At 67.1% G+C, this 13,891-nt stretch carries 8 protein-coding genes; 4 read left to right on the forward strand and 4 right to left on the reverse strand.

The genetic code is table 11. From position 1 onward, the window contains the following. Window positions 1–150: 150 nt before the first annotated feature. Window positions 151–1,173, reverse strand: a complete 1,023-nt coding sequence (locus ACWCPW_RS32865; protein ID WP_449765200.1) for a hypothetical protein — start codon at window positions 1,171–1,173, stop codon at window positions 151–153. A gap of 272 nt (window positions 1,174–1,445) precedes the next feature. Here ACWCPW_RS32865 and ACWCPW_RS32870 point away from each other — a divergent pair, with 272 nt between their 5' ends. The 4 genes from ACWCPW_RS32870 (at window position 1,446) to ACWCPW_RS32885 (ending at window position 10,473) form a co-directional block, all read left to right on the forward strand. Continuing rightward, window positions 1,446–3,521 carry an nSTAND1 domain-containing NTPase gene (locus ACWCPW_RS32870; protein ID WP_449765201.1) on the forward strand — a complete coding sequence of 692 codons (2,076 nt, stop codon included), beginning with the start codon at window positions 1,446–1,448 and terminating at the stop codon, window positions 3,519–3,521. After that, window positions 3,518–5,878 (forward strand): WD40 repeat domain-containing protein, encoded by a 2,361-nt coding sequence (locus ACWCPW_RS32875; RefSeq protein ID WP_449765202.1) that lies wholly within the window; start codon window positions 3,518–3,520, stop codon window positions 5,876–5,878. The genes ACWCPW_RS32870 and ACWCPW_RS32875 overlap by 4 nt, the downstream gene beginning before the upstream one ends. Window positions 5,879–5,897: 19 nt before the next feature. Next, window positions 5,898–6,779 (forward strand): alpha/beta fold hydrolase, encoded by an 882-nt coding sequence (locus tag ACWCPW_RS32880; protein ID WP_449765203.1) that lies wholly within the window; start codon window positions 5,898–5,900, stop codon window positions 6,777–6,779. A gap of 1,198 nt (window positions 6,780–7,977) precedes the next feature. Then, complete coding sequence (locus tag ACWCPW_RS32885; RefSeq protein ID WP_449765204.1) at window positions 7,978–10,473, forward strand: hypothetical protein; 2,496 nt, start codon at window positions 7,978–7,980, stop codon at window positions 10,471–10,473. 64 nt (window positions 10,474–10,537) lie between these two features. Here ACWCPW_RS32885 and ACWCPW_RS32890 read toward each other — a convergent pair whose 3' ends face one another. The 3 genes from ACWCPW_RS32890 to ACWCPW_RS32900 all read right to left on the reverse strand — a co-directional run bounded on the left by ACWCPW_RS32890 (window position 10,538) and on the right by ACWCPW_RS32900 (window position 13,662). Further along, on the reverse strand, window positions 10,538–11,752 hold the full coding sequence (locus ACWCPW_RS32890) for an MFS transporter (RefSeq protein ID WP_449765205.1): 1,215 nt from the start codon (window positions 11,750–11,752) through the stop codon (window positions 10,538–10,540). Window positions 11,753–11,893: 141 nt separating this feature from the next. Further along, the gene (locus ACWCPW_RS32895) at window positions 11,894–12,856 is read right to left on the reverse strand and encodes an EamA family transporter (RefSeq protein ID WP_449765206.1); all 963 of its coding nucleotides are present in this window, start codon (window positions 12,854–12,856) and stop codon (window positions 11,894–11,896) included. Window positions 12,857–13,017: 161 nt separating this feature from the next. After that, a complete protein-coding gene (locus tag ACWCPW_RS32900; protein WP_449765207.1) occupies window positions 13,018–13,662 on the reverse strand; it encodes a mycothiol-dependent nitroreductase Rv2466c family protein in 645 nt (214 codons plus the stop codon). Window positions 13,663–13,891: the final 229 nt, after the last annotated feature.

Genomic DNA, 13,891 nt, shown 5'->3' on the forward strand with positions numbered 1-13,891 from the left:
CCGGTTCGTCAGGGCGCTCGCCTGCGGTAGGCCCTCCTGGAGCACGTGGCAGACACGTACCTCACAGGCGCGAGAGAGTGGGTGATCAGACCATCGGATCGATCGACGCGTCGGGCGGGCACGTTCCGTAATCCGCTCCAAGAACCGGGTTCAGGTGCCGGTGGGCTCGACGAATGCCCAGCGGCGAATTCCTTCCGTGTCCGTGGTAAGCCAGGTGCCATCGCCGTAGCCAAGCACGAATCCATTCTCCTGCTCGCTCGGGAACGCTGGGGGGTAGGCAACGTGGCCCACCTGTTCCAGGGTGTCGGCGCGGAAGAGCAGATGCCGATGCTCTCTGCCGTCGTCGTGGGAAACCGCGACGAGCACTTGCAGCGGGGTCACGAAGCAGCCGCAAAAATTGAACCTCCAGTGGTCCCAGCGACCGTCCTCGTTCAGTTCGATCCGGGTGCCCGTGAAGTCGCCCACGACGACGTCGTACGAGATGACACCGAGCCAACGGTGGCCGTCGGGGGATACGTCCAGCGGGATCCAGTCGCCTCGGATGGGAGCGCTCTCGACGTTGTCCTGCCAGGTGGTCCAACTGCCGTCGGCTCCGTGTCCGTCCAAGTCGGCATACCCCAGTTGTTCCCCGTCGGGATGGACGGCGATGTGGGTGGTCCCGCGGTAGCGGGATTCGGCTCGGGCAGTGACCTGCCAGTCCGAGGTCCTGACCACCCATCGCTCGGCGTCCACCCAATCCTCGCCGGAGGACGCGCCGAGAGTCGGTACGAAGGCCCACAACTCGGAGCCGTCGAGGCTGAACACCCCACAGGCCGGCACCGTATCGCCGGCAGCGTCGCGAAAGACGGGGTAGGCGGTCCGCCAGGCCACCTGTCCCGTCGGGTCGACCACCACCATGCGGTCGGTGCCCGCCAGGACCACCCATTGGTGGTCGGGACTGACGTCGATCCGCAGACCCCCGCCCGCCAACGAATATCGATGTGTCCGGTCTTCAGGGATGGGGAACTGCGAGACGACCCGCAACTCAGGCTCCAGAAAAAGGACTTCATGGGTACAGGGAGCGGCCAGAAAGCCGCCTTTCAGCAGTCGCACCGGGTCGTGGAGTGGTATGACGGCCTCCGCGACCAGCGCTGCCCGCAACGCTGGTCCGCGGAGACTCGGATCGTCGGACATGCAGGCGAGGGTAGCCAATCTTCCCGACAGGACGAGACCGACCACACTCCGTGCACGTTCTCGTAGGCGGTGGATTTCCGCATCCGCGGGATTTCGGCGTCGCGCGCGGCTTACGCTCCTCCCAGAATTCACGCACAGGGGGCGTGCGGGGGAAGGTCCCACGGGTCGGCGAGGAGGGCTGTCGCCGTTCGACCGAGGGATCGACGGGACCGGGTGGGGACCTGATGACCGAACCGAGTGTCGATGTCTCGTCCGATGGAGGGCGCCGCCATGTGTTCGCCATCGGTGCGGCTACCTACGACGATGACGCGTGGGAGAACCTCGCGCAGGTTCCGCGTGACGTGCTGGAGGTAATCGCCACACTGGCCGGGTTCGGCTATCGTCCACCGGTTGATCGACCCGAGGGGCTGATCGATCCACCCAGTCGCCAAGATCTCGAACTGGCCTTTGATTCCTGGCTGTCCACCGAGTGTGCGGCGGACGACACGCTCATCGTCTACCACGCGGGCCACGGTGCCGACGAGGAGCCACACCACTTGGTGTGTCGCACCACCAGCCCCGGTCCGATGGTGCGGATCACCGGGGTGCCGACCTCGAGGCTGGTGGAGTTGCCGGGCGACCGGGACGTGCGACGTCTGTTGGTGATCGTCGATACGTGTTTCGCCGCGGACGGCGCGGTCGACGCCATGGCGGGCGAGGCCGTACGCACACTCGCGGCTCGCCGGTTGGCCCAAACCGCCAAGGATCAACTGGTCGGCAGCAGACAGATCCATCGGCAGCGCCGACTCTGGGATTCACTCGCGATCCTATCGGCGGCCAGATGTGGCGAAGCGGCGCGCGACGGAGCCTTCGCACAAGCGCTCGTCAAGGTCCTTCGTGAACAGGTCGTCCAGGCTCCGATCCTGGTCCGTGAGCGGCCCGTGTTCGTCCCCCTGGAGGAGGTGGTACGGGCAATCAATCTGGAGCTCGATCGGTCCCACATCCCGCAACGAGCGGACCTCGCGCTGATCCACAGCGGAGACCTCTCGTTCTTCCCGAATCCGCACCACATTCCCGGGTTGCCGGAGCGAACCGATCTGGCGGAGTCGCGAGTCCGAGCCCAGCACCGCCGGCCCGGGGTCGACCGCGAGTTGTTCGCCCGACTCGGCGCCGCCGTCGACACGCACGCCGCCGATGGGCACTTCTTCACCGGCCGTACGCGTGTCATGACGCGCTTGGCTCGTTGGTTGCGCGGCGACGACGAGGCGCATGTACGGGTGTTCCAGATCGCGGGAGGCCCCGGTGTGGGCAAGTCCTCACTGCTGGGTCGTGTCGTGACTCTCGCGGACGGCGGTGTGCGCGATCGCATCCCGGACACCACGGTCGTCCGTTCCACCGACGTGCGCCCCGAAGCCATCGATCTCGCCATCCACGCCGCAGGCAAAACACCGGCGCAGATTCTGGCCTCGTTCGCGAACGCCCTGGAGAGTACCGCGACCGAACGCGATCAGATCCTCACCATGCTGGCCACCGGAACCGAACCCTTGACCGTGGTCGTGGACTCCCTGGACGAGGCGGGCAATGATGCCGAACATGCCGCGATCGTCGCGGAGTTCCTCCACGAAGCCGCCGTCCGCGCCCCTCGCCTACGACTGATCCTCGGCGGCAGGCCGCACATCTTCCCCACCGCACTTCGAAGGCCTCCGCACGTGGCCCACGTGGACCTCGACGACGAGGAATGGACGGAGAGGGAAGACATCGTCGCCTACGCGGCGCAGTTGCTGCGCGAACCACACGGTCCCGGCAGTGCCACGGGGCTGCCGGATCGAGCTGTGCGGTATGCCGCGATGGAGATCGCCGAAGTGACCTACCCCAATCACCTCACCACGCGGCTGATCGCCCGCGCGCTGGCCCATCCCGACCGGGCGTTCTGGCGGGCCGACCGCAGCAGTTGGCCTTCGCTGTTGCCCCCGTCGACCGGGAACGCCATCGGAGCGGCATTCCGCTGGGCCATGGAGACGCAGCTCGGCCCGGAGGAAACGCATCGTGCCCGAGCGCTGTTGTTGCCTCTGGCACATGCCCAAGGCGACGGACTTCCGCTGGGTGACCTGTGGCCGCAGGCCGCCGGCGCACTCGTCGGTGCCGGCGTCACCAGCGAAGAGATCAGCCGCCTGCTCGAGTCCGAAGGCGTCGCGCCCTATGTGCTGGAGAACATCGACCGCCACGGTCGTTCGGTGTACCGGCTCTATCACAGTGCTTTGGCCGAGGAACTCCGCTTGTACACGGGCGAGCCTTCGTTGCCTCCGCAGTCCGGCGTGGACTTGGTCAAGTCGGCCGGTGGACCCGGCGGGATCAAGGGGGCCGAATGAGCAACGACGATCAACACCGTCTGTACGAGGGGCTCCTCGCCTCGGTGCCCCAGGACACGGAAGGGGTCCGCGACTGGTCACGCGCGGACCCGTACCTGCTGGACCACCTCCCTGCTCACGCGGTGCTCGCGGGTCGCGTCGATTCGCTGGTCACCGACGTCGACTTCGTCATCGAGGCCGACCCGGCCAGGATTCTGCCCATCCTCGACCGTGCCCGGTCCCGCGAAGCCCGCGAGGTCGCGGACGTGTACCGCATCGCTCACGCCGGCCGTCTCGACTCGGACCCTTCGACGCGGCGCTGGAACCTCGCCCTGACGGCGGTTCACCACGGAGCGGAAGAGTTGGCGCGCAAACTGCGCCCGGCGAGCGACCTGCCGCACGCCTGGCCGCATTGGGCCGGTGCGCTCCCCGCTTCGACAACCGATGTGCTCGGCGGTCGGACCGGCCCGATCTGGGCTTGCGCCTCGACGGTGCTCCGGGGAGTACCTGTTGCGGTAACGACCGGCAGCGACACGGTGATTCGCGTCTGGGATCTGTCCCGCGGCGAGCAGATGACCAGCTTTCCCACCGGGCACGCGGGGTGGGTGGTGGGTCTGGCCTGCACCGTCCTGGCCGGCCGTCCCGTAGTGGTCGGCGCGTGTGACGACGCGACCGTGCGGATCTGGGAGCCCGACCCGGATCGAGCCGGCGCGGACGATCAGGCCACTCGGGAGATCGGCCCACCGCTCAGGGGCCATCGGGGCACGGTCCGGTCGGTCGCCTGCTCGATATTCGACCGGCGTCCCATCGCCGTCACCGGTGGCGCGGACGGTCTGCTCGCGGTCTGGGACCTCGAACACGGAGTCCTGCTCGACCTGTTCACTCCCCGGCGGCCGGGGAGCCGCCTGACCGCCGCGCCGCCTGCGGAGGTGAACGCGGTCGCGTGTACGACCGTCAACGGGCAACTCGTCGTGGCGACAGGGGATGACGAGGGTCTGATCCGGCTGTGGGACCTCACCCGTCGGGAAGAGATCGGCACGCTCACCGGTCACCAGGGATGGGTTCTGTCGATCGCGGGCTCGATCGTCGATCGCAGGCCGATCCTGGTGAGTGCGGGCGAGGACGCCACGGTCCGTGTCTGGGATCCGGCGCGTGGCGAGCAGATCGGCGATCCACTCGTCGGTCACGCCGGCCCGGTTTGGACCGTGGCGTGCGCCACGATCCGGGGAAGGCCCGTTGCCGTGACCGGCGGACGCGACGACAGCGCCCGTGTGTGGGACCTGACCCGAGGGGAACCCGCACATGTTGTCCGCGCCCCGGATGCGGGCCGGATCTGGTCACTGGCGTGCGCCGAGGTAACCGAACGGCCTGTCCTGGTCGGCTGCGGAGACGACGGGACGGTGCGACGCTGGTTCCTGGACGCGATCGCGGCGCCCGCCTCGACCCAGGAGACCCCGGTCGCCGGAGAGATCACGGCGGTGACGAGTCTGGTCGTCGGGGGCCGCGGCATCGCCGCCACCGTGGACGATCGACACACCATGCGTTGCTGGGACCTCGAACGCGGCGAACCCTTCGGCGTGCCCGCGTCCGTGCCGGCGACCCTGGCAACCGCGTTGTCGTGGACCACGATCGCCGCCCGCCCGGTGCTGGTCACCGCCGAGGGAAATCGGCTGCGAACCCGGGACCCCGAGACGGGGGCCGAAGGCCTCGCGTTCGCGAGCGGGCACTCCGAGGCCATCCACGCGTTGGCGTGTGCGACCGTCAACGGCAACCCCACGGTGGTCACCGCAGCCGGTCGAGAAAGCACGTTGCGCTGCCTCGACCTCACCACGGGTCGACGTCTGCACGGCCTGGCAGGCCACCGTGGTCGCGTCGATGCCATCGCCTGCGTCGATACCGGTGACCACGCGATCGCCGTAAGCGGCGGAACCGATCACACCGTGCGCACTTGGGACTTGGCCACCGGTGCGCAGATCGACGCCCCGATGACGGGCCACACAGGGGCGATTCACGCGCTCGCCTGCCTGCGGTTGGACAACCGATGGGTCGCGGTCACCAGTGGATCCGACTCGACCGTACGCGTGTGGGACCTCGCCGCCGGCGAACAGGTCGGCGACCCCATGGTCGGGCACACCGGCCGGGTGACGTCGATGGCTGCGGCAACGGTCGGCACGCGCCCGATCGCGGTCACAGGCGGCGAGGACGGCACCCTGCGGTTCTGGGATCTGCGACGCAGGAGACAACTTCAGGCCCGACCCATGTCCGCTCCGATCACGTCCGTGACGATCGTGAACGGTGTCTGGTCGGTCGTCCGTGTCGGTACGACCGTCGCCGTCTTCTCACTCTCGTCGCGACGTTCCGACACATCCACGCGCTGATGCCGAACGGGAGACGAGAATGGCCCGGGTAGTGATCGTCCACGGCGTGGGCAAGCAATACCTCGGACGCTGGAGCCTGCGCGACGGGCTGGCCCGAGCCGTGCTCGATGGCGTCGCGGCCGCCGGAGGCACGACCGGACTGACCGTCGACGATGTCGATGTGGCCTTCTACGGCGACCTCTTCCGGCCCAGCGGCATCCGCGGCTCGGAGGAGCGCGTCGAGGCTCGACACATCGTCGACCCCTACGAGACGGCACTGCTCCACATCTGGTGGCAGGCCGCCGCGGAGGCCGAACCCGACCGGGTCGAATCGGCCGACCCCACGGGCACCCGAGGCCGGGTCCCGGTGACCGCGCAACGTGCCGTGAACGCGCTGCTGCGTTCGCGCTTCGTCTCGACAGCCACCGCCGAGCGCTTCCTTCTGGGCAGCATGCGGCAGGTCGCCCGCTACTTCCACGACGACGACATCCGCCATCGAGCCCAGGAGGCGGTGTTGCGGCGCCTCGGCTCGGACACCACGATCCTCGTCGGGCACTCACTGGGCTCGGTCGTCGCCTACGAGACGCTCTGCGCGCACCCGGGTCGTGGGGTGCACACCCTGATCACGCTGGGGTCGCCGCTCGGCCTGCCGGGGCTGATCCTCGATCGACTCCGCCCCCCGCCGCGACGCAACGGCCGAGGCCAATGGCCGGCCGCTGTGCTGAACTGGCACAACATCAACGACCGTTACGATGTCGTCGCCGCCATCAAGAAGTTGGGACCGGTGTTCGACACGGAAACGAATGCCGTGGTCGACAGCACCGTGTCCAACGGCTGGAAGGCCCACGACCTCAGCGCCCATCTCACGAGCGCGACCACCGGCCGAGCCATACTCGCCGGACTCATGCCTTTGCCCCGATGAGGGGCGGCGGCCGAGACCCCGTCGGCCGACCCGGCCCTCCGCGCGGACCACGACGCAACTCCCCCACCAATCAACCTTGTCGCGCCCCGCCGCTGCGGCAGTTGCTTCCCCATTCGGCTCCATGCCACCGCCACGGACCGGGTCGACGAGCCGATGGCCGATCGATCCACACCACATCGCAAAGTGTGCACTCGAATTCGAAGAGTCGCCGTACTCGTGGATTGTCCGCACCACAACGAACCGTCGCCTTCTTACAAGCACCCGGCGGCCTTCGGGATCATCGTTTGCTTACCGGAGTTCGCCGGACAGGTCATTCGAACGGGCGGGCGCCGAGCCTCATCCATCTTTCCCTCTACAACAAAGGGGAAGTCATGAATTTTCGCCGGAAGATCGTCTACCTTCTCGCCACCGTCGCCCTCGTGTGCGGAATGGCCGTGACAAATACGGGGCAAGCATCGGCCGCACCCGGTTGCACGCCGAAAAATCCTGCAAAGTATGTGGAACTTCCGTTCTATCCCTACGGACGGAAGGTACCCGTGGCCAATTGCAATGCTTATCGTGCAGGCACGGTTTGGCATTACCGCAACAACCCGAGCGGCGAGCTCTTCGCCGGAGTGAGCTGGTTCGTCTGCCAGAAGCAATACACCGGATGGCAGAACCCCCCGATCGGGGTGTGGAGAAATGACTGGTGGCTATGGACGTTGGCTGACAGGCCGTACCCCGGTCAATCGGGCTGGGGATGGTTCCCCGCCACGCACATCTCCGGAGGGGGCAACTATCAGCCCGTACCGGGGTTGCGGCCATGCGATTAGCCTCGATCTTTCGGGCGTGGCCGTAGGCCGCCGACGGCCACGCCCCTCGTCCGCTCCGCCGGACAACCAGGACCCGTCACCCGGAGCGGACCAGGACGTTCACGGGGCCTGCTGCCTCGGGCCCTCTCCTCCGCCACTCTCAAGGGCACTCTCGCAATTTTTCGGAGCTCGAAAGCCGGTTCGGCCGCACGACTCACGCGATGGCAGGCTCACAACCAGGGCAGTCGACGTGTCCCGAGCAACCTCGACCGCGCGCCCCAGCGGATGGTCGTCGTGTGTCTCCCCACAGGCGGAGCACTGGGTGTCCCCGGAGGCGGCTACAGTCGCCCGCGTTCATGCCGATCACCGCACGGCGACTGGTACAACTCGGCGAAACGGGGCCTCACATGTTCGACGGCGTATCGGGGGACGGGACAGGCCCGGAGTCACCGGCCGCACTGCTCGTGGCCGCCGGGCGGGCTGCCGATCACCGACACAACCTCGACCGCGAACCGGCGTTGTTCACACGACTCCTGTCCCAGGGAGTCCCGCCGAGCAGCCTGGTCGACGCGGTGTTCTCGTCCCACTGGGTACCTGGACTCGAAGCCCTCGCGCACAACGAGAAGGCGCTCGCCGAGATCGCGGACCTGCGCAACCGGTTGACGGCCACCGGCGATCCGCGCGTTGCGTTCGTCGTGCTCCCGGGGGCGACGTGGACCAAGCACGATCGCCGGCGGGTGTTGGCTGCCGCCGATTTGCGCCCCGAATGGCGAAACGCGTGGACGGAGTTGCGTCGTTGGCTGGTCGCCCACGGACGTCCCGCCCTCAGGGCCGCGGTGGTGTGCCCTTTTCCCGACGTGCTGACGCACGCTCTGTACGAACTGGGCACGCGACTGACTCGTGCCGAACAGCTCCGCGCGTTGCTGTCCCTGCGAACCCATGGCAGCGAGGACGCTGTGCGCGTCGTCCTGGATCATCTGCGTCGCAGCCTGCATCCCGGTGTTCGCGAACTCCTCGAAGCGTCCGGCGGGGAGACGGGCCTCGATTCCCTGCGGGCCGCGGTGCTCGAGGCCGAGGGCACCGTCGGGCTGATCGAGGAACTGCGCCGTGCGGACTCGTACGCCGACGCGGCGGACAGTCTGGTCTGGCGGACCGAACTCGACACGAGTGCCCTTCTCGTTGCTCACGCGCAGACGCCCTTCGGACCGCACGCCGCCAAGGCCCTCGTGGAACGCCTCGACTGCTTCCCCGAATTGCTGATGGCTCTGTGTTCGACGCACTCTTCTCCGGTTGAACTCCTGAGCGCCTCCGCCACACCACCACCCGGCACGGCCCTTGCCCAGCTTCCGCCCAAGCGCGTCACGGCGAAGGTGATGGCGGTCCTGGTCGAGCGCTGCCTCGGGCACGGTCTGTCCGGAGAGGACCTGTTCGAACACGCGCGCCCGGCAAAGGTCGTGCTCGCACTCGCCCACCCGACCGACTCGGCCCCTGACGCGCCCGAGTGGGAGGGATTTCACGCCCGCCTCGCCGAACTCGTCCAGGCCAGGCTCGGGACGGACATCGCGGCGTGGCGCGCCGTCGCCGAGAACCTGAACCGATTCCGGGGCACGGTGACCGAACTGGTGGAACAAGGGGTTCGCCAGGCGGTTTCGACCGACGACGCCCTCGCACCGTGGCCTGCGGCGGCGGACACTCCCGGCTACACCGAGACACCGCGCCTCGACGTGGTCCGTCAAGCCTTCGTCACGCTCACCGACGCCGCCGACGACGGGGCATTGCACGCATTGGCACCGCACCTGGACGGCCGGACCGCGTACGACGTCACGGCGCACGGCCGATGGCGCCCCGCCCGGCTCATCGAGCTGATCGCCCGGGGCCCGAACCGCGAACTCGCCCTCACCGCCCGTCATCGCCGGCTGCCCCCCGAGGCGGTGGCTCCCTTGGCGGCTCTCGACGACCCGGAGGTGAACGCCGGACTCATCTATCAGATCCACGCGAACGGTCGTCTGCTCCAGGACCTGGTCCAAGGCGTCCCGCAGCAGGCTCGTCCGGACGGCACGCGTCTCGCACTCTCACCGACACTGCTTGCAGAGCTGCTCCCCCCGAGTGCGCTGCCGAAGCGGCAGTGGCTGGCGCCCTTCGTCGGCTCCGGCGACCCGGACCTCCTCGCGGCCGCACTCGACGTGGTAAAGATCAACAGTCGACACCTACAACTGAAGATGGCGTTGGGCCAGTGGGAGCGTGCGGGCCGGGACACGGTCAAGCTTCCCCACTGGTTCCCGGACACCACCACAGCGCTCATCACCGCGCTCATCGCCGAACCCGACTCGGAGACCGCGTTGGGAACACTGCGCGAGCACGTCCGAGACGCCGAGTCCGCCGAGAGCCTCGCCAAGCGCCTGCGCAGCACGACGGCACGTTCGCTGCCTCAACTCCTGAACGAGGGGTACCGCTGGGATTGGTCCGTCGTCGAGGCCGCGTACGAGCGTGGTCATCTCCAGGACGATCTGCTCCCTCGTCTCGCCGAACTTCCGGGCTGTCCCGCCACGTTGCGCCAAGGCCGCCGGAGTCTCACTCCGGCCCGGAAGAGCAGCCCGACCTCCCCATCGACGTTGCGCGGCATCGCCCGCCGCACGCTGCGATCCGGCGACGTCTGGGTGACGGACGCTCTCGCCGAGGCTCGGTTCACCGCCAGTGAACTGCTGCAACATGGCCGCCCTGTCGTCGGGTTGCCGGCTCTCCGGATATACGAGGACCCCGACGCCCGTGCCGTCGTCGCACAACTCGTCCGCGACCATCTCGACGGCAACCCGGAGGCCTGGGTGGTCGCGTTGCGCCTGTTGGACGCTTTCACCGGAACCCTCCCGGAACTGATCACCACGGCGGCGAAGGCCGCGTCCTGACCGGGCGCGTCGATCAGGGTCGCTCGCCGTGGTGACCAGCCGGCGTCCGTCGCCGGCGCCCGCATTACGCCCCGGTGGCCAGGGTGTCATCCAATACGGTGCTCGGCGTCTTCCGACCGGTGCTGATCCTGATGATCAGCGAGGCGGTTATCAGCGCCACGCCGAACCAGACGACGCTTGTCACGCCTATGTTGTCGGCGAAGAGTCCACCGAAAAGGGCACCGAGCGCGATCGACGTGTTGTACGCCATGGTGTTGAGGGACATCGCGGCTTCGAATGTCTCGGGCGCCGCGGCAAGCGTCATGTTGACTTGGCACAACTGCACGACGCCGAAGGAAATCCCCCACAGGATCAGTGCGACGATCGTGCCCGCTTTCGTGCCGCCGGTGACGAGCAGCAAGAGCAGCGACGTAACGAGTCCCACGCATCCGATGACGAAGCTGGTCCTCAGGTTCTTGTTCACCGTGTGTCCGGCCACGAAGTTCCCGACGGCACCTCCGATGCCGAAGATGATCAGCACCACGGTGACGAAGGCAGGGGTGGCCGACGTGTGCTCCTCCAGGAAAGGACGCACGAAGGTGTACGCCGCGAAATGTCCGAGGACGAAGAACACGACGATGAACAACACCAGACGCAAGCGGACGTTTCTGCGCGGAAGCCCGAAGACTTCCCGGACCGAGACGGCGTTCGCCGATGGCAGGGACGGAACCAAGGCGGTGACCGCGAGGAACACCAGCACGCTGAGACCGGCCCAGATGAGAAAGGTGGTTCGCCAACTGGTCAGGCTCTCGACGACGGTTCCGAGAGGTATGCCGACCACGGTGGCGATCGAGATCCCGGACATCACGATCGCGGCCGCCCGGCTCGCGTGACGCTCCGGAACCAGACGCATCGCCATGCTCACGCCGATGGCCCAGAAGACGCCGCTGGCGAAACCCATGATGAGTCGCGTCGTCAAGATGAGCGCATAGTTCGGTGAGACGGCGGTGACCAGGTTTCCCAACGCGAGGATCGCCAACAGTGTGGACAGCAACACGCGCCGATTGACCCGTCGGGTCCACGCCACGAGGAAAGGCACGCCCAACCCGGCCGAGATGCCCTGCAAGGTGACCATCAGTCCGGCGACGCCCACGGATATATCCAGGCTCTGGCTCAGCGGCGTCAGCAGGCCGACAGGCATGAGTTCGGTGGTGAGGAAAACGAACAAACTGGCCGTGATCGCGGCTACGCCCAGCCATCCTCGTACACCCGAGACCGGGTGTTCTTCTACTTTCGACATGTCTCGTCCTCGATATTCTTGAATGGGTGACCGGGGGACACTCGGAGCATCACGCTCGCTTTCCGTCGACCGGCGCCGCGCGCGCATATCCCATCGGGAAGTTCGGCGTACCCGGGCAACGAACCGCCATCGACTCGGGGCTCAGCCCCGGTCACGGATATCGATGCCGACCCCTCGGCGTGCTTCGGTTTCGGCGGCACCATCTCGGCGTCCGGGACGCGCGCGGCGAGCCGACTCCGGCGACCGGATCGGTCGGGGCTGCGCAAGCAGCACTGCGGTGATGATGACCACAATTCCCACCATCTGCATGATGGACAACGTCTCGTGCAGGAACAGATATCCGAGAAGGGTCGCGACGACGGGACTGCCCATGGCGAGGAAGGAGACTGCCAACGCGGGCAGTTTCTCTATGCCGCGGAACCAGATCGCATAACTGATGACGGCACCCAGGGAGATCAGGTACGCAAAGCCCATGATGTTGGCTCTCGTGACGGTTGCGGGCAACCCTTCGACCGCCAGCGTGAACGGAAGCAACACAAGCCCACCAACCACGAGTTGCCAACCCGTGAAGGGAAGGAGCCCCATTCCGTCCGGACGTCCCCACCGTTTGGTGAATGTGATCCCGGTAGCCATGCAGGCCGCACCGCCGAGCGCCGCCGCGACGCCCACGAAATCCAGACCCACCGATCCCTTGAACACGAGCAGCACGACGCCACCCGTGCCCAGAAAACAGGCAAGAACATGCAGGAGGCGTATTTTGTCACCCAGGAACAGCGCGGCCAGGATCAGTACGAACATCGGCTGTACCGTCATGATCACGGCCGCAATGCCCCCCGGCAGGCGATAGGCCGCGACGAAGAGCAGGAAGAGGAATGCGCCGATGTTGAGTGTTCCGAGCACCAGGGCACGCCAGAGCCATATTCGGGTCGGCAGGGTACGGGCAAAGGCAAGCAGGATCAATCCCGCGGGCAACGATCGCACCGTGGCGGCCAATAGTGGGCGATCCGGGGGCAACCACTCGGTCGTCACGAGGTAGGTACTTCCCCAGATCGCCGGCGCCAGCGCTGTCACACCCGCAGTGAGCAGCAGTCGGCCGCTATTCATGCCGGCCACCCTTCCGAAGCCGCTGCATTGGTGTTCATTTTCACCGCTCCTCGATCGCGGATCATTTCCTCTGGTCTCGGATCCGACCGGTAATGCTCGAGATGGCAGCCTCTCGCGAGACAGTTCGGGGATATATCACGCGACCGCGTTTTTCGCCTGGATCAGTCGAAAATGGGATCACGGGTTCGAGTGCGCTTGAGTTCGAAGAATCCGTCGGTGCCTGCCACCGCGAGGACGCCGTCCCAAAGGTGCCCGGCGGCCTCGCCGCGAGGGACAGGGGAGATCACCGGACCGAAGAACGCGATGCGTTTGCCGTCGAGCCCGGGGACGTGGATCACGGGAGTACCCACCTCGCCGCCGACGGGATCCATGCCGGCGTGGTGACTGACGCGCAGCTCCGCGTCGTATTCCGTCGTCCCCGCCGCTTCCGCGAGTTCCGACGGCAGATCGGCGTCGGCGAGTGCGGCAAGCAGCGTGTCTCGTCCCAGGCCCGCATCGTGATGATGAATCAGGGTTCCCATGGCCGTGTAGAGCGACCTCAGCACCTCGGGGCCGTGATGCTGTTTCGCTGCGATACAGACGCGCACGGGTCCCCAACCCTCGATCATGGCTTTCTTGTATTTATCCGGTACTTCCCGCCCTTCGTTGAGCACGGATAGGCTCATCACGTGGAAGCGCGTTTCGATGGATCGCACTCGCTCGACCTCCAAGAGCCAACGCGAGGTGATCCAGGCCCAAGGGCAGCGCGGATCGAACCACATCTCGACGGCGGTGACCGCCTGGTCTTCCACGAGCGTTTCATTCATCATCGACTCGTCCTTTCGAGTTGACGGCCGGACTTACAGCCACGATTCGTTCGCCCGCGAGCGTGCTCCAGCCCGCGAGTCGTTCCGGGGCACGGTGAAGCGGGCCGGCGGCGGCCGAGCACGGATCGTGGAACGGTGTTTCGCGTCATGCGAGACCGGAGTCTTGCGGTGCCGATCGCCGCGAGTGGCAAGCAATGCGTGCATGACGGGCGATTTCTGTGGACCCGAA

The organism is Embleya sp. NPDC001921 (genome assembly GCF_053594475.1).